The organism is Streptomyces montanus (assembly GCF_005786655.1).
Taxonomy (GTDB): Bacteria; Actinomycetota; Actinomycetes; order Streptomycetales; family Streptomycetaceae; genus Streptomyces; species Streptomyces sporangiiformans.
The window spans coordinates 225,355-245,079 of sequence record NZ_VBZC01000003.1 but is presented as its reverse complement, the minus strand read 5'-3'; the positions used below and the strand labels follow the sequence as shown (position 1 = coordinate 245,079).

At 71.2% G+C, this 19,725-nt stretch carries 16 protein-coding genes and 1 pseudogene; 11 read left to right on the top strand and 6 right to left on the bottom strand.

Annotation, left to right across the window (positions count from 1 at the left end; genetic code table 11):
* Positions 1 to 5 precede the first annotated feature (5 nt).
* A complete protein-coding gene (locus tag FE633_RS03800) occupies positions 6 to 1,604 on the top strand; it encodes a class I adenylate-forming enzyme family protein (RefSeq protein ID WP_138043617.1) in 1,599 nt (532 codons plus the stop codon).
* 52 nt (positions 1,605 to 1,656) lie between these two features.
* A complete protein-coding gene (locus tag FE633_RS03795) occupies positions 1,657 to 2,988 on the top strand; it encodes a protoporphyrinogen/coproporphyrinogen oxidase (protein WP_138043616.1) in 1,332 nt (443 codons plus the stop codon).
* 21 nt (positions 2,989 to 3,009) lie between these two features.
* Here FE633_RS03795 and FE633_RS03790 read toward each other — a convergent pair whose 3' ends face one another.
* Positions 3,010 to 4,389, bottom strand: a complete 1,380-nt coding sequence (locus FE633_RS03790) for a hypothetical protein (protein ID WP_138043615.1) — start codon at positions 4,387 to 4,389, stop codon at positions 3,010 to 3,012.
* 207 nt (positions 4,390 to 4,596) lie between these two features.
* Between FE633_RS03790 and FE633_RS03785 the strand changes: the two are divergent.
* Positions 4,597 to 4,755 (top strand): annotated as a pseudogene (locus FE633_RS03785) (IS5/IS1182 family transposase); the annotation flags it as partial.
* A gap of 56 nt (positions 4,756 to 4,811) precedes the next feature.
* Complete coding sequence (locus FE633_RS03780; RefSeq protein ID WP_138043614.1) at positions 4,812 to 5,354, top strand: GNAT family N-acetyltransferase; 543 nt, start codon at positions 4,812 to 4,814, stop codon at positions 5,352 to 5,354.
* Here the strand turns inward: FE633_RS03780 and FE633_RS03775 are convergent.
* Positions 5,351 to 5,875 carry an HAD domain-containing protein gene (locus FE633_RS03775; protein WP_138043613.1) on the bottom strand — a complete coding sequence of 175 codons (525 nt, stop codon included), beginning with the start codon at positions 5,873 to 5,875 and terminating at the stop codon, positions 5,351 to 5,353. The genes FE633_RS03780 and FE633_RS03775 overlap by 4 nt on opposite strands.
* A gap of 397 nt (positions 5,876 to 6,272) precedes the next feature.
* Between FE633_RS03775 and FE633_RS03765 the strand changes: the two genes are divergently transcribed.
* The 3 genes from FE633_RS03765 to FE633_RS03755 all read left to right on the top strand — a co-directional run bounded on the left by FE633_RS03765 (position 6,273) and on the right by FE633_RS03755 (position 10,320).
* Positions 6,273 to 7,790: an alpha-N-arabinofuranosidase gene (locus FE633_RS03765; protein WP_138043612.1), complete on the top strand. Its 1,518-nt coding sequence runs from the start codon at positions 6,273 to 6,275 to the stop codon at positions 7,788 to 7,790.
* A 51-nt stretch (positions 7,791 to 7,841) separates the two neighbouring features.
* Complete coding sequence (locus FE633_RS03760) at positions 7,842 to 9,194, top strand: glycoside hydrolase family 27 protein (RefSeq protein ID WP_246113393.1); 1,353 nt, start codon at positions 7,842 to 7,844, stop codon at positions 9,192 to 9,194.
* A 91-nt stretch (positions 9,195 to 9,285) separates the two neighbouring features.
* Positions 9,286 to 10,320 (top strand): LacI family DNA-binding transcriptional regulator, encoded by a 1,035-nt coding sequence (locus tag FE633_RS03755; RefSeq protein ID WP_138043611.1) that lies wholly within the window; start codon positions 9,286 to 9,288, stop codon positions 10,318 to 10,320.
* A gap of 48 nt (positions 10,321 to 10,368) precedes the next feature.
* On the opposite strand, the gene FE633_RS03750 is transcribed toward FE633_RS03755, so the two are convergent.
* Entirely contained in the window at positions 10,369 to 10,740 is a 372-nt protein-coding gene (locus FE633_RS03750) for a DUF4333 domain-containing protein (RefSeq protein WP_138043610.1), read from the bottom strand.
* A gap of 160 nt (positions 10,741 to 10,900) precedes the next feature.
* Here FE633_RS03750 and FE633_RS03745 point away from each other — a divergent pair, with 160 nt between their 5' ends.
* Positions 10,901 to 12,058, top strand: a complete 1,158-nt coding sequence (locus tag FE633_RS03745; protein ID WP_138043609.1) for a sensor histidine kinase — start codon at positions 10,901 to 10,903, stop codon at positions 12,056 to 12,058.
* Between the two features lie 98 nt (positions 12,059 to 12,156).
* Here the strand turns inward: FE633_RS03745 and FE633_RS03740 are convergent, their stop codons facing one another.
* The 3 genes from FE633_RS03740 to FE633_RS03730 all read right to left on the bottom strand — a co-directional run bounded on the left by FE633_RS03740 (position 12,157) and on the right by FE633_RS03730 (position 15,621).
* Entirely contained in the window at positions 12,157 to 13,068 is a 912-nt protein-coding gene (locus FE633_RS03740; protein ID WP_138043608.1) for an SDR family NAD(P)-dependent oxidoreductase, read from the bottom strand.
* Between the two features lie 208 nt (positions 13,069 to 13,276).
* Positions 13,277 to 13,924, bottom strand: coding sequence for a response regulator (locus tag FE633_RS03735; RefSeq protein ID WP_138043665.1), 648 nt, complete (start codon positions 13,922 to 13,924; stop codon positions 13,277 to 13,279).
* On the bottom strand, positions 13,912 to 15,621 hold the full coding sequence (locus FE633_RS03730) for a sensor histidine kinase (RefSeq protein WP_138043607.1): 1,710 nt from the start codon (positions 15,619 to 15,621) through the stop codon (positions 13,912 to 13,914). The genes FE633_RS03735 and FE633_RS03730 overlap by 13 nt, the downstream gene beginning before the upstream one ends.
* A 225-nt stretch (positions 15,622 to 15,846) precedes the next feature.
* Here FE633_RS03730 and FE633_RS03725 point away from each other — a divergent pair, with 225 nt between their 5' ends.
* The 3 genes from FE633_RS03725 to FE633_RS03715 all read left to right on the top strand — a co-directional run bounded on the left by FE633_RS03725 (position 15,847) and on the right by FE633_RS03715 (position 19,699).
* The gene (locus FE633_RS03725; RefSeq protein ID WP_138043606.1) at positions 15,847 to 17,616 is read left to right on the top strand and encodes an AMP-binding protein; all 1,770 of its coding nucleotides are present in this window, start codon (positions 15,847 to 15,849) and stop codon (positions 17,614 to 17,616) included.
* A complete protein-coding gene (locus tag FE633_RS03720) occupies positions 17,613 to 18,362 on the top strand; it encodes a PIG-L deacetylase family protein (RefSeq protein WP_138043605.1) in 750 nt (249 codons plus the stop codon). Before FE633_RS03725 ends, FE633_RS03720 begins: the two co-directional genes overlap by 4 nt.
* Positions 18,363 to 18,691: 329 nt before the next feature.
* A complete protein-coding gene (locus FE633_RS03715; protein ID WP_138043664.1) occupies positions 18,692 to 19,699 on the top strand; it encodes a PDR/VanB family oxidoreductase in 1,008 nt (335 codons plus the stop codon).
* The last annotated feature ends 26 nt before the right edge of the window (positions 19,700 to 19,725 follow it).

Genomic DNA, 19,725 nt, shown 5'->3' with positions numbered 1-19,725 from the left:
TGCGTATGAACCTCCCCTCCCCCGGACCGTTCTTCGACGTCCTGGCCGACCACGGCACCCGAACGACGGTCCACCTGAGCCGGCCGCTGGACCTCGCGGACGACGACCGCACCGCGTACGACAGCGAAGGCCTCGCCGCCCTGGTGGCCGAGACCGCGGGTCGGCTCGCCGCACTGGGCGTCGGGCCGGGCGAACGCGTCGCCGTGATCAAGCCCAACCACTGGGACTACGTCCTGCTCGCCTGCGCCGCCGCCCGTATCGGCGCGCTGCCGGCGCTGATCTCCGACCGCCTGCCGCCCGAGACGCTCCAGGTCCTGCTCAAACGCCTCGACGCCACGGCTCTGGTCACCACCGCGGCCACCCTGAGGGCCGCCCACGAGGCGGGAACCGACCTGACGGCATGCGTCCGCCGTACGTTGACCCTCGACGGCCCCGCACCGGGTGCCGTCCCGGTGGCGGACGTGCGCGGCCACCGGCCACCGCCGCCCCGCCGAACCGCCGAGGACGCGCCCTTGGCCATCATGCACACCTCGGGCACCACGGGGATCCCGAAGCTGGTCGTCCACTCGACCACGACATTGATCCACCGGATCGTCGCCGCCGAGGCCCGGCGCATGCCGGTCGTCTCCAGCCGCCGCGACGACACCGTCGCGCAGGCGACCTCGTACGCCCATGGGCGCGGACTCGCCTGGACGCTCAGCGTGTTGTGGCTCGCCCCGCGCGAAGTGGTGATCCTGGACAGCTTCGACCCGCGGCGAGCCGAACCCGTGCTGCGCGCCCATCCGCCGACCACGCTGGAGGCGGTGCCTTCCGCCTTCGTACGCTGGCAGCCCCTCGCGTCCTCGCCGGACAACCCGTTCCGGAACGTACGGCTGTACGTCAACACCTTCGACGCGATCCACCCGCCCGCGGTACGGACGTTCCTCGCCGCCTCACGACGTCGCCGGCCGCTGTGGGTACAGGTGTGGGGGCAGTCGGAGACCGGGCCGCTCACCTTCCGCTGCCTCACCAGAAAGTCCGTACGCGCGACCGGTGAGCGCCACCCCACCACCCGTGACCTCGGGCGGCCGGTCCCCGGGAAGGCCAGGCTGCGGGTCGTCGATCCGCAGACGCTGCGTCCCGTCCCACGGGGGCGCCCCGGCCTGGTGCTGGCCCGGACTGCGGCGTTGTGCGCCGGTTACGTCGGGGAGCCGGAGCGGTTGCGGGCCAAGCTGGCCGGTGGCTGGTTCGCCACGGGAGACCTCGGCGTCAGGACGCGCTCGGGCCGGCTGGTACTGCTCGACCGCGAGGTGGACACGGTGCCCGGCGGCAGCTGCGTCGAGATCGAGGACGTACTCCACGATCGGCTCCCGGAGGTCATGGAGGCGGTGGTGCTCGGTCAGGCGAACGGGCTGCCGCTGCCGGTGCTCGTGACGCACGGCGGCCGGCCGCTGGACAGCGCCGCGTGGCACCGGGCCGTGGCCGACCTGCCACCACTGGACGAACCGGTGTTCCTGACCGCGGATCAGCTTCCGCTCACCGCGACGGGCAAGGTCCGGCGACAGGAACTGCGCGACCGACTGCTCGGCGGAGCATCGCCGTACGGCACCGGCCACTGGACCTGACATCACGTCACCGTCACTGAGAACCGTCGACACCGTGAGGGACACCCAGCCGATGACCGAGACAGATGTGGACGTCGCCGTCGTGGGAGCCGGCATCTCCGGCTTGACCAGTGCCCACGTGCTGACCGAGGCCGGCAGATCGGTACGGGTATTCGAGGCGGCCGACCGGGTCGGCGGACGCATGGCCAGCCGCCACCACGACGGCTACGTCATCGACGAGGGCGCGGAACAGATCGCCACGCGAGGCTACGACTCCACCTGGGAGTTGCTGCGGACGATGGGGGCTGCCCAGGACGCCGTCGTCCCCGTCGGCGGCCGGATCGCGATCTGGCGTGACGGCCGCGCCCACGCCAACTTCGGCCATCCGGCCGGGTTCATCACCGGTGCGGGCCTGTCATGGCGGGGCCGTCTCGCGTGGCTGCGGTTCACCGGAGCGATCATGGCCCGCGGAAGCCGTTTCGACCAGGACCACCCCGAGGCCACGCCTCTGGGCGACGCGACCATCGCCGCCTACGCTCGCCGCTACCACCGCGACCTGTACGACTACCTGCTGCAGCCGCTGGCCGGCGGCCTCTTCGGCTGGCAGCCGGAGCACTCGGCGATCGGGCCCATGGCGGCGCTCCTGCGCGCCGTGGGCGGCGCGGGGGCCCGCTGGGTGGCGTACCGCGGCGGCATGGACACGCTCGCCCGGGCGCTGGCCGAGCGGCTCGACGTGGTCACGGGTACGTCCGTCGTGACCGTCAAGCCGGGGGACGCCGCCGTACGCCTGGACCTGGCGGACGGCACGACCGTGTCGGCCCGGCGTGTCGTCCTGGCGGTGCCGGCACCCGTGGCGCTCACGCTGCACACCGCCCTGCCGGACGACGAGCGCCCCTACCTCGCGGAGAGCACCTACTGCCCGATGCTGAAGGTGGTGTGCCTGCTGGACCGCCCGCTGCCGAGTCCGACGCGCCGGCCGTCCTACGCGCTGGAGGTCTCCGCCGCGGACGACCGGGTCTTCGCCGGCGCCATCCTCGACCACATCAAGGCTGCCGACCGGGTGCCGACAGGCTGTGGCCTCGTCAGCCTGTTCGCCTCCCCGTACTCCTCGCGGGCCCTGCTGGAGCGGTCCGACGACGAGATCGTGGCCACGCTCCGCCGGCGCGCCGAGCGCTACCTGCCGGGGCTCGCGCAAGCCACGCGTGCCACGCTCGTGGTGCGCTGGCCCCATGGCCTGCCCGAGGCGACACCGGCCGCGCTGCGCTTGCGGCGTGCGTTCCTCGACCGTCCCGTCCGACGCGTCGAGTACGCCGGCGACTGGGTGATGCTGCGCCCCAACAGCGAGGCGGCCGTCCATTCGGGCCACCTCGCCGCACACCGCATCCTGACCGCCGACCGGGGATGACAGCCCCAACGGGCGCCCTGGTCAGTGGGTGCCGAAGCCGAAGCCGTTCGTGAAGCTGGTGGGCCAGCTGCCGACGGGGCCGTGGTGGCGAGTCGGGGACGAAGGTGTCTCGGCAGACTTGGGAGGCTTGGGCATGGGGTCGGGACGGCCGGAGCTGAGTACCGCCGAGCGGATGCCTCTGCTCAGCGCGTACATCCAGTCGTCGTTGAGGCAGTCGTGGTTGAGGCTCCGCTCCGGGTACGAGGCGCAGAAGGCGGTCAGGAAGCGGCCGTCGGGATCAGCGGCGTCGTAGCGCTCCCACTGCTCGGTGGCGAACAGGAACACCGCCCTGTGTTCCTCGTCGAAGACGGAGGGGAGGTAACCGGCGTCGACGGCGGCGGCGCGCATCTTCTCGTGGCCGTACAGGGCCCTTCTGCACACGTCGTCGCGGGCCACGGGGTGCTCCAGCTGCCGCAGCGCCTGCCGGCATGCCTCGGTGAACTCGGACGGACCCGGCAGGGACAGCCCGTCGCTCAGCGAGCTCACGACGCCGTGCGGTCCCCGGCGGCGCAAGACCGGTCCGACGAGGTCGTGCCTGCCCTTCAGCAGGGCCAGCAGGACATCGGGGGCATGGGTGTACCAGGGTGGGTCACCGTCGGACGGCGGCGGCAGTACAGGCAGGTGCGGATTGGCCGTCAGTACGCGAGTGAGCAGGGTCGGGCCGGTGTCCCTCCACAGCCGGTACGGCCTGACCGCACGGGCTTCGTCCGTTCTGCCCGCGTAGTGGGCGGCATCGTGGACGCCGGAGGAGAACGCCGAGGAGAGGGCGGCCAGCAGGTCGGGCTGATCGGTCCGGGCGAGCGGGTCCGACAGCGGGCCGAAGGCCTGGCCGACGGCGAGTTCGGTGTCGTCCTCGGCCATCGCGGCGTGCACGAGCCATTCGGCCAGTCGGCGATGGGTTCCGCTGGCGGGCCCGGGCAACGGGAGTTCGGGCGCGGCCAGGAACGAGAACACCCGCCCGCTCGGCCCCTGCCTTGCGTCCTCGACCCGTTCGAGGAGGAACGCGGTGACCGGGGGCGGCAGGGGACGGGGACGGAGGAAGGCGAAGCCCCGGCCGAAAGCGCCGCCCAGGGCCTCGGTGCAGAACGCGGCCAGCAACTCCCTCAGCGCGAGCGGGTTCTCGGCCGCCTCCCGCGCCGCCCGCAGCGCGATACGGGAGGTACGGCTGCCCTCGGGCGCCGTCCACACCGTGAGGGCGAGCTCCCGGAACACTCTCGGCCGACGGGACAGCAAGGGGTACTGGTCGAAGCCGCGGGCAAGCCGGCGCCTTACCCGTACGGCCTGTATCCACGCCCCAGCGGGACGACGGGCCGCTCCACGCAGACCCGAACCCTGCCTGTCCGCCCCACCACCGTCTCCCATGCCGGAGAGCATTCCCGGCGCGGGGCCCACCCACCCCGGCGCCCGCGCCTCCATCAAATCGGGACCGGTACTCGGCCCATGGCCGGGCCCCGCCCTGGCGTCGAATCTGGGTGAACATACCTACGGTGACCGGCGCTTGGCGGGTGGGGGGTGTGCTGGACTCAACGGCCCCATCATGCGCGTTCGGGCTTCGTCCAGCTCAGGAGGTCAAGCCGCCTGGGCCGCCACCGCCGGGTGGTCGAGCGCACCATGTCCCGGCGCGATGGCTGCCGCCGCCTGTACAGGCGCCACGAGCGCAAAGCCGAGCACTTCCTGGCCTTCGTCGGCACCGCCGGCGCCCTCATCTGCTACCGCCGCTGCACCAACTGCGACGACCGCTTATTGGTTTGCCGCCGGCCAGCCCGGTCGGATAGGAAGCTTGCATGCTAAGGGGCAGCAAGGTCGGGCTCAGGGCCCGGCACGAGGACGACATTCCGATCCTGCAGGCCGAGCTCTACGACGACGTGGTCAACTCCTCGCGGGCCGATGGCCGGCCGTGGCGGCCGATCACGCCCGGCTCGAAGGACTCGCGGCTCGTGGTGGACGACAAGGAGGAACGGCACGTCCCGTTTTCTGTGGTGGAGCTGGACGGCGGCACGCTGGTAGGCACCGCGGTGCTGTGGAACATCGACAACCACAACCGGTCCGCGCACATCGGGCTGGGGCTGCTGCCGTCCTCCCGAGGCAAGGGCTACGGCACCGACGTGGTCGCGGTGCTGTGCCACTACGGTTTCGTCGTGCGCGGCCTGCAGCGGCTGCAGATCGAGACGCTGTCGGACAACGCCGCGATGCTGCGCTCCGCCGAGCGCAACGGCTTTGTCCGCGAGGGCGTGCTGCGCTCCTCGGCCTGGGTGATGGGCGAGTTCCTGGACGAGGTGCTGCTCGGGCTCCTCGTCCAGGACTGGAAGCCGGACTCGAAGACCTAGAGACGAGCCGAGGCGCCGGATACGTCCCGTAGCCAGTCGTCGAGCGCCGCGAGGTCGGTGTCGGTGAGGCCGATGGCGGAATCGACGCGGTGGAGCAGGGCCTGTCCCTCGTGCTGTGCCGCCACCCATGCGCGATCAAGGTCGCTGATCTCGTCGTCGACCCAGGCGAAGGGGCGTCCGGCCGCGGTCTCGACCAGAGTCCGCGTCTTCCAGTGCAGCACGCCCGCCTCGTCTTCGTCAGGCGCGTCCGGCAGGTCGGCCACGGGCAGTTCTGGCAGGCCGAGCAGTGGGGCTATCACCTCGTTGGCGTCGTGCATCCACGCAGTGGCCCACATCAGGTCGCAAGGCAAGGCCAGCAGCCGCGGGCCATGTCCGGGAACGACCTTGGCCAGTTGTGGATTGGACGGGTGCTGCCACTGGCCCCATTGTTCGAGGGTTGACGGCAGTTGTGCTCCGCCGCAGGGCAGGAGCGTTCCGTCGACGTCCAGGAAGAGCAGTGGGCGCTGCGCGGGCTTGGTCACGGCGGCACAGTATCGGCCAAGGTCCGAGGTATCGATTGGGGCAGCTCAGGCGGCGGTTGTCTCCTCGGTTCGTTCGGCGAGGATGCCACGTTGGACGCGGGCTCCCACGCGGGCTCCCACGCGGACGAGGGCGACGAGGTGGGGTGCATTCACGGCCCGCCAGCGGGCCTGAGCGGACTCGACGAGCCTGAACACCGACTCAGCGGGGAAGTCGAAGAACGCCGGCGGCAACTTCGCACCGCAGAGCTGAGCGAACGTTGTCTGATGCGGCACTGGGCGCCGTGGCAACCCGTACCGCCAAATGTCTCCGCACCTCTCTTGACACGTCCCCAACCCGATGCGAACTTTTATCGATACAAACGCTCACCACGCCCCACCCCCACCCCTGGAGTACTCCGTGGCCAACGCCACCGCGGTCATCAACCTCGACATCGAGGGTCCGAAGATCAGCCGCCACCTCTACGGCCACTTCGCCGAGCATCTCGGTCGCTGCATCTACGGCGGCTTCTGGGTCGGGGAGGACTCGCCGATCCCCAACGAGGGCGGCATCCGGCTCGACGTCGTGCGGGCCCTGCGCGCCCTGAACATCCCCAACCTGCGCTGGCCCGGCGGCTGTTTCGCCGACGAGTACCACTGGAAGGACGGCATCGGCCCCAGGGACCAGCGCCCCCGGATGGTCAACACCCACTGGGGCAATGTGGAGGAGAACAACCACTTCGGCACCCACGAGTTCATGGCCCTGTGCGAACTGCTCGGCGCCGAGCCGTACATCAGCGGCAACGTGGGCAGCGGCACCGTCCAGGAGATGAGTGAGTGGGTCGAGTACCTGACCCGCGACGGCGACAGCCCCATGGTGCGACTGCGCAAGGCCAACGGCCGCGAGGAACCCTGGCGCGTGAAGTTCTGGGGCATCGGCAACGAGACCTGGGGCTGCGGCGGCAACATGCGCGCCGAGTACTCCGCCGACCTTTCCCGGCAGTACGCGACGTACTGCCGGGACCACGGTGACAACAAGCTCTACCGCATCGCCTCGGGCGCCTCCGACGACGACTACAAGTGGACCGAGACGCTGATGCAGCAGATCAGCTGCTTCGGCTGCGAGGCCACCCCGCGCACCTTCTTCCAGGGCGTCTCCGTCCACTACTACACGGTGTCCGGGTCCTGGGAGGCGAAGGGCAGCGCCACCGACTTCGACACGGACGCCTACTACCGGACGATGGCCTCCGCCCAGAAGATCGACCGCATCCTCACCGGCCACTCCACCGTCATGGACTGCTACGACCCCGGCCGCACGGTCGGCCTGGTCCTGGACGAGTGGGGCACCTGGTGGGACGTCGAACCCGGCACCAACCCCGGCTTCCTGTACCAGCAGAACACCCTGCGCGACGCGCTCGTGGCCAGCACGCACTTCGACATCTTCCACCGGCACGCCGAGCGCCTGTACATGGCCAACATCGCCCAGACCGTCAACGTCCTGCAGGCCATGGTCCTCACCGACGGCGACGCACTGGTCCTGACCCCGACGTACCACGTGTTCGAGATGAACAAGGGCCACCAGGACGCCGCCTCGCTCGCCGTTCACCTGCGTACGGAGGGCGCCCGCCGCCGTGTGGGAGACGCCGACCTGGACACCTTGTCCGCTTCGGCCAGCGTCAAGGACGGATCGGTCCTCATCTCGCTGTCCAACCTCGACACCGAGGAGCCCGCGGAGATGACGCTAGACCTGCGCGGCGGCTCCATCGGTGAGGCGACCGCCCGCATCCTCACGGCCGACGGGCTCCAGGCCCACAACACCGCGGCCACCCCTGCGGCGGTCCGCCCGCGCCCCTTCGACGGCCTGAAGGTCACCGACCAGGGCTTGACCCTGACGCTGCCGCCCCACTCGTTCCTCACCGTCCAGGCTCCGTCGGCCTGACCCACCGCCACCCGCCTCGTGACGAGAACCGACGTCAGGAATAGTTCAGACATGACCCGCTCCGCACGACCGATTCCCGCGCGACGCCTGCGTCCGCCGATGGGCTGGAACAGCTGGGACTGCTACGGCACCACCGTCACCGAGGAAGAGGTCCTCGCCAACGCGACCTTCATGCGGGACCACATGCTCGCGCACGGCTGGGACACCGTGGTCGTGGACATCCAGTGGTACGACCCCACGGCCCGCGCGCACGGCTACAACGCGGACGCCCCGCTGGTCCTGGACGACCACGGCCGCCAGCTGCCGGCGCCGAACCGGTTCCCCTCGGCGGCGAACGGCGCGGGGTTCGGGCCACTGGCCGACCGCGTGCACCAACTCGGTCTGCGTTTCGGCCTGCACATCATGCGCGGCATCCCGCGCCGTGCCGTCGACGCCCGCCTGCCCGTGGCGGGTACCGACTGGACCGCCGACGAGGTCGCCGACACCGGCTCCGTCTGCCCCTGGAACTCCGACAACTACGGCCTGAACCACGACCATCCGGGCGCGCAGGCGTACTACGACGCGCAGGTCGCCCAATTCGCCCGGTGGGGCGTCGACTTCATCAAGGCCGACGACATGCTCTTCCCCTACCACGAGCGGGAGATCTCCGCGTACGCCCGTGCCATCGCCCGCAGCGGCCGGCCCATCGAGCTGAGCCTGTCTCCCGGAACAGACGTCTCCCTCGCCCACCTCGACCACCTGCGGGAGACCGCCACGATGTGGCGGGTCTGCGACGACCTGTGGGACCGGTGGGAGGACGTGGAAGCCCAGTTCGCCCGGATGGCCCGGTGGGCTCCGTGGCAGAGCACGGTGTCGACATGCGGCTCCGCCGCGGGCGGCTGGGCGGACGCCGACATGCTGCCTCTGGGCCGCATCGGCATCCGGGCCGAGAGGGGCGATGACCGCGTCAGCTCCCTGAGCCGTCCCGAGCAGATCAGCCTGCTGACGCTGTGGCTGATCTCCCGCTCGCCGCTGATGATGGGCGGCGACCTGCCCACCAGCCCGCCCGAGACGATCGAACTGCTCACCAACGACGAAGCCCTCGACGTCCTGTGGCACAGCGGCGACAACCGCGAGGTCCTCCGCGAGAACGACCTCGTCCTGTGGACCGCCCGCGACACCGACGGGGATGCCCGCTACGCCGCCGTGTTCTCCCTGGCCGACCGCCCCGAGCGCGTCACCGTCCCGCTCGGCTCCATCGGCGCCCGGCCCGACGACCGTGTCCGGGAACTGTGGACCGGCACCGACACCCCGCACGACGGCCACGCGCTGCACGCCGACCTGCCCGCCCACGGTGCTGCCCTCTACCGCCTCACCCCGTCCGGGCCGTCCGCGCCGTCCAGGCCCTCCGGCACCACCGCCTGAACGAGGCCGAGCCCTGCCTCGCACCGGCGAGGCAGGGCTGAGATGCGATGATGTCGGGGGCTTCGCGAAGACCACAGACCCGGGGGCGTACGTGGCAACGATCCAGGACGTGGCGAAGGCGGCCGGAGTCTCAGCGATGACCGTCTCGAACGTCATCAACAACCATCCCAACGTGCGCAGCGCGACGCGGGAGAAGGTCCTCGAGGCGATGGCCCGCCTCGACTACCGCGTCAACGTGGCGGCCCGCAATCTGCGCAAGGGCCGAACCGGCACCGTCGGTCTCGCCGTCCCCGAGGTGAACAGCTCCTACTACGGTCAGTTGGCCGCCGCCATCATCGCCGCGGCCGAGCGGCACGACCTGCGGGTGTGCATCGAGCAGACCGGCGCCTCGCGGGAGAACGAACTCGACGCGCTGTCCCTGTCGCGCAACCGGCTCTACGACGGGCTCATCCTCAGCACGGTGGGCATGGGCCAGGCCGATGTCGAACGGCTCAAGGTGGACTACCCGGTGGTCATCCTGGGCGAGCGGATCTTCGGCGGCCCCGTCGATCACGTCGCCATGCCCAATGTCGACGCGTCACAAGCGGCCACCCACCACCTGATCGAGCGGGGCTGCCGACGTATCGCGGTGCTGCGTGGGCCGGTGACCGACGAAGTCGACGTGTCCAGCCTCCGCCACACGGGCTACCGTCAGGCACTGCGGGCAGCCGGCCTGCCCGAGGACCCCGACCTCGTGCAGACCCTGCATGCGCTCACCCTGCGCGCGGGTGCCGAACGCGCCCGCGGGATGGTGGAGAGCGGGCTCGACTTCGACGGCGTGTTCTGCGTGACCGACACCGTGGCCATGGGCGTGCTGCGTGGGCTGGCCGATGCCGGGGTGCGGGTGCCACGGCAGGTCAAGGTGATCGGATTCGACAACATCGAGGAGAGCGAGTTCCTCGTCCCCTCGCTGTCCACCATCGATCCGGACCACGACATGATGGCGCAGCGGGCGGTCGACCTGCTGGCCAGGCGGATCGAGCAGACCGATCCCGGCGGCTCGGAGTCGACGGAACGCGAGGAGTTCGTCAGCGACTTCTCCGTGGTGGTCCGGGAGTCGACGGGCGGAACGGGCGGCCCCGGCTAGCGCTCGAACCCTGCGCTCGAACCCAGCGCTCGAATCTAGCGCTCGAATCTAGCGCTCGAACTTCCAGGTGACGGAGTCGCTCGTGGCCTTGACCACGGTGACCGGGATGTCGACGTTCTTGCCGTCATTGTTCTTGCCGGTGCAGGTGATGGTGGCCCCGGCGACGGCCTTGAGGCCGCTGGGACAGGTGACTGCGGAGACCTTGTCCCCGACCCAGGGGAGCGGGTGGTACTTGCTCTGTGCGCGTCCCGCGACGATGTCGCCCGCCAGGGCCTTGTGGCCGCCGACGGTCACCGTGGTGTGCTCGTCCAGCTCGCTGGTCGACTCGGTGCCGGAGAGCAGGTAGGTGCCGACACCGCCGATCGCGAGCACGGCGGTCGCGCCACCGACGATGCCGACGAGGAACTTGCTGCGCTGCATCACGTACTCCTGTGTCTCCGTGGGAAGGATGCGGTCCACCCTCGTCCGCGGGCAGGGGCGCGCGCCTCGGCCATAAGGTCAGGGATGGCGCGGAGGGCTGTTCGCTCCTTCGGCCATTCGGCCGATACGGCTGTCGGTGATTGTGCATACGGTGACCCGCATGGCTTCCCATTCCGGCCGGGGCTGTGCCCAGGGCTTCGGCGTCGGCTTCCTGCTCGTGGGTTCGGTCGTCGACGTTCTCTACGCGGGCGGCTCGGGCTACAGCGTCTGGCCGATCACGGTGGTGCTGCTGGCCGGGCTCGCTGCCGTGCTGGTTCCAGTTGCCTGGCGGCCGGAATGGCTCACCCCGCAGCTGCGCACCTCCGTACCCGCCGCGCTCTCCCTCGTGTACTCGGCGGCTGCGCCGTTGATCGGCCGGTCGATCCTGTTCGGTCCGGGCGAGGCGGCGATCCTGCTGTCTCTGCTGTTCATCGCCGTACGGCACTGCCCGCGGCCCTGGGCCGTGGTGTGCGGCGTGCTGAACGGCGTCGCCCTTCTCGTCCTGCCGGTGCGGTACACCCGGTCGGTGCAGGGCGAGACACCGGGGTTCCTGGTCGTGGGCCTGATCCTCATCGGCCTCATCGCCGGACTCGCCGTCTACCTGCGCTCACTGGACTACCGCCGCACCGTCACGGTCAGCGAGACCCGCCGCGCCGAACGCCTGGCCATCGCCGCCGACCTGCACGACTTCGTCGCCCACCATGTCACCGGCATCCTCGTGCAGACCCAGGTGGCCCGGATGATGGCGGACAGCCGGCCGGACGAGCTCGACCCCGTCCTCGCGGGTATAGAACGCGCCGCGACGGAAGCCCTGGCGTCGATGCGCCGCACGGTCGGCGTGCTGCGCGACACCGGCGAGGAGGCGGCCGACCGCCGCCCGGTGGGCGACCTGGCCTCCGTCGTCGAGCTGACGGAAGGGTTCGCGAGCCCGGGCCAGAAGGTCACCGTGCACCACGACCCGTCGCTGCCCGGCGACATCCCGCACGAGGTGCAGGCGGCAGCCTTCCGGGTCGTCCAGGAGGCGCTGACCAACGTACGGCGGCACGCGGCCGACGCCACCGAGATCACCGTCCACCTGCGACACGAGGCCGGTCGCCTGGGGGTGTCGGTGTCGGACGACGGCCGGGGCGGCTCCCAGCTGCCGGCCGCCGCGCACGGCGGCGGCTTCGGCCTCGTCGGCCTGACCGAACGCGTCACCGCGCTCGGCGGCGAGCTGTACGCGGGGCCGCGCGCCCACCACGGCTGGGAGATCCGGGCCGTCTTCCCGATGGGACGCTGAGGGCAGCCTCGCCAAGGAGCGACGCGATGTCGTCGACCCGTCCGCCGGCGAGGTCGTCACTGACGCCGGTCGCGCCACGGCGCGCACGCGGCCGCGGGTCACCCCTCCGCGATGGCTTCGAGGTCGAGTGGTGTGGGCCTGTACTCCTGCAGCCGGTCCGCGTAGGCACCGGAGAAGAGCTCACCCACCGACTCGGCCGTCCAGCCGCCCGGGCGGAACTGCTCCGCGACTTCACCGGGGTGCGTCCACAGGGCGATCCGGTCGCCCCCTGCGGCGATGGCCTGTCCGGTGACCTGGGCCGACTCCTTCGACGCCAGGTACACGATCAACGGTGCGACGTCGTCCGGCGAGCCCAGGCCCTGTCGCCGGGCCGCCTCGGGCACGGGCTCCCCCGCGTCGACCTTCGCCACGAGGTCACCGAGTCCGGGCATGGTCGCGACCATGCGCGTCAGTGCGGTCGGCACGATGGCGTTGACGGTGACGTCGATCTTCGCGAGCTCGACCGCCCAGGTGCGCGTCATCGCGACGATCGCGCCCTTGGAGGCCGAGTACGCGGTCTGGCCGAAGCTGGCGCGTTGTCCCGCGGGTGAGCCGACCAGGATGAGCCGGCCGCCCTCGCCCTGCTCGCGGAAGCGGGCCGCCGCGGCGCGGCCGCAGGTGAACGTACCGCGCAGGTGGCTGGTGACGACGAGGTCGAAGTCCTCGTCGGTGGTGTTGCGCAGGGTCCGGTCGCGCAGCGCGCCGGCGTTGGTGACCATCACATCGAGCCGGCCGAACTCGTCGACCGCGCGCCGCACGAGCGCGTCGGCGAACTCGGAACCGCCGACCGCGCCCACGTGGGCGACGGCCGCTCCGCCCGCGCCCGTGATCGCGTCGGCCGTCTCCGCGGCCACCTCGGCGTCCAGGTCGTTCACGACGACGGAGGCACCCGCCGCCGCCAGCGCGCGGGCGTAGGCGCGCCCCAGACCTCTGCCGGCACCCGTGACGATGGCAACCCGTCCGTCGAGCATGATGTCCTCCTGAGCTGGGCGTCCGTACGGCGACCTCCCGAGCGTAGGAACGCCCCGGGCTCGCGAGGATCCCGCCGATGACGGCATCCGATCCCGGCCTGTGTCCCGGCCGGTCCGGGACATCCGTCGCGGTCGGCAGGTCGGTCGCCCCGCGGCGGCGCCAGTCCGTACGGCGGTCAACCCGCGGCGGCACCAGCCCGTACGAGGATCAAGCCCGCGGCGGCACCAGCCCTTGCCGCACCGCGAACAGCGCGGCCTGGGTCCGCGAGGTGAGCCTGAGTTTGCGCAGGACGTTGCTCACGTGGGTGCGGGCGGTGCGCTCGCTGATCACCAGCTCGTCGGCGATCTGCTGGTTGGACCGCCCCTCGGCCACGAGGACGAGGACGTCGCGTTCCCGGCTGGTGAGCGAGGCCAGCCCGGTCGGCGGCGAGACGATCTCCTGGGTGAGTCCCCGGGCCACCGCGGGATCGAGGAAGACCTCGCCCTGGGCGGCCGCGCGGATCGCGGCGACCACCTCACCCGCTTCGGCGTCCTTGAGCAGATAGCCCGCGGCTCCCTGCGCGAGCGCGGCGTGGACGCGTTCCATCTCGCCGAAACTGGTGAGCACCACGACCCGGACATCGGGATGACTCGTCTTGATCATTCCGATCGCCGTGGCCCCGTCCATCCTGGGCATGAGCAGGTCGATCAGCACCACGTCCGGCAGTTCCCGGTGCGCCGCCATCGCGTCCAGCCTGGTGAGCGCCTCCTGGCCGTCGGCGGCCTCCGCGGCCACCTCCATGTCGTCGAGGACCTCCAGGTAGGCGCGGATACCACGGCGTACGACGGCGTGGTCGTCGACGATCAGGACCCGGATCGGGCGGGGTTCGGTGTCTCGTGCAGGGGCACCGCCCCCGGGTCGCTCCGCGAGCCGTCCGAGTCCACGGGCGCCGACTCCGGCACCCGTACGGGGAGGGGTATGACCACGCTCACGGTCGTACCGTTCTTCGCCCCGGATCTGATCCTCATGGTGCCGCCCCATCGTTCCGCCCTTTCCCGCATCGTCGTCAGTCCGTAGCCGTGGTCCCAGGCGGCACCGGCCGCCCCGCCGCCCTCCGGCACGCCCTCTGGCCGGTCGGCTTCCGGCACGTCCTCTGGCCTGACGGCTTCCGGCACGGCACCCGGCCCGCCGCCCTCCGGCAGTCCGCGACCGTCGTCGTGGACGCGCGCGGTCAGCGTGTGGTCGCGTACGCCGAGTCGAATGGCGACCGTGGTGGCTTCCGCGTGCTTGACCACGTTGTGGATGGCCTCCGCGACGATTCGGTACATGTCCTCGGCCAGCTCCGGTTCGACCGCCTCGAGTTCCTCTTCCTCCTCGCAGAGCAACCGGATGACGATGCCCGTCCGGTTCGCGGTGCTCTTGACGAGCGCGCTCACCGCGTCCTCCAGCCCGAGCCGGGTGGAGGATGACGGGCGCAGTTCGTGCACCATCGCCCTGAGGTCGGCGAGAACGGTCTGCGAGAGTGCCCCGACCTCGTCCGCGAACTTCCGCACGGTCTGAGCGGGAACCGGTCCACCGCGGGCTCCCAGCACTCCGACGGCGTTGGCCTGCATGCCGATGGAGAACACCTGCTGGACGATCGAGTCGTGCAGGTCGCGGGCAAGACGCTGGCGCTCGTTGCGACGGGCCCCTTCGCGTTCGCGCTGCAGCAGCGTGGCGTAGTCGACGGCGAGCGCGGCCTGTTCCGCCATGGCGGCGAGGAACTCCAGGGTCCGGCTGCCGATCTCCTGCCCGGGCGCGAAGTACGCGTTCAGCACACCTTCGGCACGGCCGCGCGCCATCAGCGGAACGCTGACGAAGGAATCCCAGTTCAGCTCGCCGAGGTAGCCGTGCAGCGGTTCCCAGGCAGGGTCGGTGCGGATCTGGGCCCATCGATGGGGGACGACGATCGGCTTGCGCTCCTTCAGAGTGTCCAGCATGCACAGCCGGGCCCCCCGGTCGCGGCACTCCAGCAGCCGGTCGAGGAAGGCGTCCCAGTGCCGCAGCCCCGCGGAACCCATCAGCCTGAGTTCCCGGCCCGTGCCGTCCAGGATGAGGATCTGCACGCCGGCCAGGCCGTCGGTCCGCACGATCTGCCGGGCCACGGCGTCCAGGGTCGAGCCGAGCGAACCCTTCGACGCCGGCGCGATCGAGGTCCGGGCGATCGCCGCGATCCTGCGCTGCCGGTGCCATGCGGCGGTCACGTCCCGGAACGACACGACCGTGAACTTCGGGTCGGCCGGCAGTCTGCGGGCACGGTAGGCGAACTCGCGCCGGGTTCCGGCGGCAGGCACCCAGTGGGCGACCTGTTCGTCCGGCTGTTCCTCCAGCAGACCGACCTGGCTCGCGGCGGCCCCCTCCACGAGCGCGAACGGGGACGGCGCACCGAGCAGCTCGGCCTCGTCGCCCGCACCGCACAACACCACCGCCGCCGGGTTGAGGCGGAGGAAACGGCCGGCGTCGTCCAGTACGGCGAGACCGTCCGGCGCGACGGCGGCGACGTCGTCCCACCCCACGAGCGGCGATCCGGACATGGCCGATCTCCTCATCATGGTCATCATCGGCGAGCGACGAACCCCGGGCGTGACTCGCGGTCGGCCCCAGCATCGTAGCCCCGCGGTTTCGGCGCCGGTCTACGTCATTCGACCTGTTCGCCGCACGGTCGAAGCGCCGAGCCGGTTCGGTCATTGCTCGCGTTCCCGTGGAGGGGGCACCTGCCTAGATTGAGGAGGCCCCCCGAGGACGAGGAGGTCCGAGACATGGACGTGTCGATCGGCACGATCTGGGAGGCGGTCTCCCGCGCGCTGCCCGATGCCGTCGCCATCACGGAGCCAGGTCGCGAGACCACCTACCGGGAGTTCGACGAGCGTGCCTCACGGCTGGCCGCCGCGCTGGAAGCGGCCGGGGTACGGGAGGGCGACACCGTCGCCTGCTACCTGTACAACGGGGCCGCCTACCTGGAGACGGTCTTCGCCGCCTTCAAGCTCGGCGCCGTGCCGGTGAACGCCAACTACCGCTACACCGGTGAGGAGCTGTCCGAACTCCTCACCGATGCCGACGCGGCAGCCCTCGTCTTCAGCGGCGCCCTGGCCGACCGGGTCACTCATGCCGCAGGACACGTACACACCTTGAAGCTGCTCGTGCGGGCGGGCGATCCGCCCGCCCAGGGCCCGGCCGGGCCCGCCGTGCCCGAGCTGGAGGACCTGCTGGCGGCGCACGCACCGCGCGAGCCACGGCCGCGCCCCGGATCGGACCGGCTCTTCATGTACACCGGTGGAACCACGGGCAAGCCGAAGGGCGTGGTCTGGCGGCAGAGCGATCTGCTCCACTCCCTCGTGGTCCCGATCTTCCACCCGCTCGGTGTCACCGATCTCCCCGCGACACTCGACGAGGCCGTGGCCATCGCGACCAAGGCGCACCACGACGGCCGCGCCCCGACCACAATGCCGGTCGTGCCGCTCATGCACGCCACCGGGCTGTTCAACACCATGGGCGCCCTGATGGTGGGCGGCCGGGTGGTCACCGCACGGCAGGGCGGTCTCTCCCCGGAGCACGTCTGGCACACGGTCGCCGAGCAACGCGTCGAGTTGGTCATCATCGCGGGCAACGCCGTCTGTCAGCCGCTCGTCGACGAACTCCTGCACGCCGAGCGGACCGGCACACCGTACGACCTCGGCTCGCTGCGTACGCTCCTCAGCTCCGGCACCGCGCTGGGCGACCGGCTCAAGAAGGCACTGCACGAGCGTGCCGACGTCACGATCATCGACGCCATCGCCTCAAGTGAGGGCGGCCCCTTCGCCTTCGCGGTCACCTCGTCGGTACGGGACCTGCCCGCGCGGTTCTTCCCCGTGCCCGCGACGAGGGTGATCGGCGCCGACGACCGCTGCGTCGAACCCGGCAGCGGTGAGACCGGAACCCTCGCCTACTGCGGGCCCATGCCGCTCGGCTACTACAAGGACACCGCCAGGAGTGCGACAACATGGCGCACCGTCGACGGAGTCCGGTACGCGATCCCCGGCGACCTCGCCACGCTCGAGGCCGACGGCGCGATCCGGTTCCTAGGACGCGGCTCGGGCGTGATCAACACCGGTGGGGAGAAGGTGCATCCCCAGGAAGTGGAGAACGTCCTGCTCTCGCACCCCGCGGTGACCGACTGCGTCGTCGTCGGTGTCCCCGACGAGACCTGGGGCGAACGAGTCGCGGGCGTGGTGGCGGTCTCGCCCGGTGCCACGGTCACCGAGGAGGAACTGCGCGACTGGGTCCGGCGGAGCCTCGCCGGCTACAAGGTGCCGCGTTCCGTCGTCCTGACGGACGCCCTGCCGCGGACTCCGACCGGCAAGCTCGAAATCGCCTGGGCGAGGAGGAGGGCCCAGAAGGCTCAGGAGGCCCCGGAAACCCAAGAGGCCCCGAAAGCCCCGGAAGCCCAAGAGGCCGACGAAGCCCAGGCAGCCCAGGAAGCCAAGGAAGCCCAGGAGGCCGAGGGTTCCGCCCCGTCCGCTCTGTCCCGCGAGCACAAGGAGTCCCGATGACCCCCACCACCTCCCGTTCGTCCGAAGGCGCACTGCTGGTGATCAGCGCGCACGCCGGCGATTTCGTCTGGCGGGCCGGCGGCGCCATCGCCCTGGCCGCCGAACGCGGTCAGCGTGCGAAGGTGCTGTGCCTCAGCTTCGGCGAGCGCGGGGAGTCGGCCCGCGCCTGGCGGGAGGGACTCGGTCTCGACGCGATCAAGGAGCTGCGCCGCACCGAGGCCACGAACGCCGCCGCGGCGCTGGGCGCGGAGATCGAGTTCCTGGACGCCGGGGACTACCCGCTCCTGGAGACGCCGGAGTTGGTGGACCGTATCGTCCGGGTCTATCGCGAGGTCGATCCGGCGGTCGTGCTCACCCACCCGTCGGCCGACCCGTACAACGGCGACCATCCGGCGGCCTCCCGGATGGCGCTCCAGGCACGCGTGCTGGCCCAGGCGATCGGCTACGACGCACCCGGTGAACCCCTCGGCGCTCCCCCGGTGTTCTTCTTCGAGCCGCACCAGCCGGAGCAGTGCGACTTCAAGCCGAACGTCCTGCTGGACATCACCCCCGTCTTCGACAAGAAGCGCAAGGCCATGGAGTGCCTGGCCGCCCAGCAGCACATGTGGGACTACTACACCGACCTCGCCAAGCGACGCGGCGTACAGCTGAAGCGGAACGCCGGCCCGAACCTGGGTCTGTCGCACACGACCATGGCGGAGGCGTACGTACGGCTCTACCCGCAGACGACGGGGGTCCTGGCGTGAGGGAGAAGAGCACCGCAGAGGAGAGCGCCGCAGAGCGGTCCCGGGTGAGCACGCCGGAGCAGCCCGGAGTCACCCATGTCTGGCTTCCCTTCCGCGACACATCCCTCTACGTGGCGTCGCCCGACGAGACCAGCCGGACGCGAACCCTGCTGGCCCGTGCCCTTCCCCAGGGCGACGTCACTCAGGACACCCGCTACGGCGAGCCGTTGTGGCGCGTCGACGCGGGCGACCTGCACGCCGTCGTCGAGGCCCTCTGGAGCACCGGCCGCCCCGTGCGGGTCCACCTCGACCAGGCCCCGCCGTCCGCACGGCCGGCCGAACCGCGACGGATGACACTCGCCTCCGCCGAAGCCGGCAGCGGCTCCCGGCGCGAAGCCACGTTCGACGGCACCCTCGTCGTGCTGTCCCGGCGGAACGCGGCGGACGGCGTGGTGTCACTGGAACTCGGCACGCGCTCCGGCGAACCGCTGCCGTCCTGGCAGCCGGGATCGCACATCGACGTCGTCCTGCCCACGGGGGTCACCCGGCAGTACTCGCTGTGCGGCCCCTTGGACCGGGCGGGGAACACGGCCCGCTGGCACATCGCCGTCCTGCGGGAGCCCGACGGACGCGGCGGATCGCAGTGGATCCACGACAACGTGCAGGAAGGCGCCGAACTCCGGGTGCGCGGCCCGCGCAACAACTTCCCGCTGCGGCCCGCGGCCCGGTACCTGTTCGTCGGCGGCGGCATCGGCATCACCCCGCTGCTCCCGATGCTCGCCGAGGCCGAGGCGGCGGGGGCCGAGTGGTCCCTGCTCTACGGCGGCCGGACACGCGCGTCCATGGCGTTCGTGCCCGAACTGGAGGGCTACGGCGAGCGCGTGACCGTACGGCCGCAGGACCGGTACGGCCTGCTCGACCTCGCCGGCTTCCTCGGCGGCCCCGACCCGTCCACCCTGGTGTACTGCTGCGGCCCCGCCGGGCTGATCGACGCGGTCGAAGCGCACTGCGCGGCCTGGCCGGCCGGGTCCCTGAACGTGGAACGGTTCGCCGCGGCGGCCGGGCGGCAGCCCGCCGGCACCGAGGACGAGCGGCCGATCGAGGTGGAGCTGCGGGTGTCCGGGGTGACGCTGACCGTGCCGCCGGAGCTGTCGGTCCTCGAAGCCGTGGGGCAGGCGGGCATCCCGGTGCTGTCCTCCTGTGAGGAAGGCATCTGCGGATCATGTGAGACCGCCGTCATCGAGGGCGAGGTCGACCACCGTGACTCCCTGCTCACCGATGACGAGCGGGCCGCGAACGACACGATGCTGATCTGCGTCTCCCGCGCGCGGGGCGGCCGCCTCGTGCTGGACCTCTGATGCCCTGTCACCGAAGGAAGGACGTG

Bases quoted from the DNA above. Each gene is read 5' to 3' on its own strand.
- FE633_RS03800 (WP_138043617.1), top strand. From the start codon at position 6: ATGAACCTCCCCTCCCCCGGACCGTTCTTCGACGTCCTGGCCGACCAC.
- FE633_RS03795 (WP_138043616.1), top strand. From the start codon at position 1,657: ATGACCGAGACAGATGTGGACGTCGCCGTCGTGGGAGCCGGCATCTCC.
- FE633_RS03790 (WP_138043615.1), bottom strand. From the start codon at position 4,389: ATGGGAGACGGTGGTGGGGCGGACAGGCAGGGTTCGGGTCTGCGTGGA.
- FE633_RS03780 (WP_138043614.1), top strand. From the start codon at position 4,812: ATGCTAAGGGGCAGCAAGGTCGGGCTCAGGGCCCGGCACGAGGACGAC.
- FE633_RS03760 (WP_246113393.1), top strand. From the start codon at position 7,842: ATGACCCGCTCCGCACGACCGATTCCCGCGCGACGCCTGCGTCCGCCG.
- FE633_RS03750 (WP_138043610.1), bottom strand. From the start codon at position 10,740: ATGCAGCGCAGCAAGTTCCTCGTCGGCATCGTCGGTGGCGCGACCGCC.
- FE633_RS03745 (WP_138043609.1), top strand. From the start codon at position 10,901: ATGGCTTCCCATTCCGGCCGGGGCTGTGCCCAGGGCTTCGGCGTCGGC.
- FE633_RS03740 (WP_138043608.1), bottom strand. From the start codon at position 13,068: ATGCTCGACGGACGGGTTGCCATCGTCACGGGTGCCGGCAGAGGTCTG.
- FE633_RS03730 (WP_138043607.1), bottom strand. From the start codon at position 15,621: ATGTCCGGATCGCCGCTCGTGGGGTGGGACGACGTCGCCGCCGTCGCG.
- FE633_RS03725 (WP_138043606.1), top strand. From the start codon at position 15,847: ATGGACGTGTCGATCGGCACGATCTGGGAGGCGGTCTCCCGCGCGCTG.
- FE633_RS03720 (WP_138043605.1), top strand. From the start codon at position 17,613: ATGACCCCCACCACCTCCCGTTCGTCCGAAGGCGCACTGCTGGTGATC.
- FE633_RS03715 (WP_138043664.1), top strand. From the start codon at position 18,692: ATGACACTCGCCTCCGCCGAAGCCGGCAGCGGCTCCCGGCGCGAAGCC.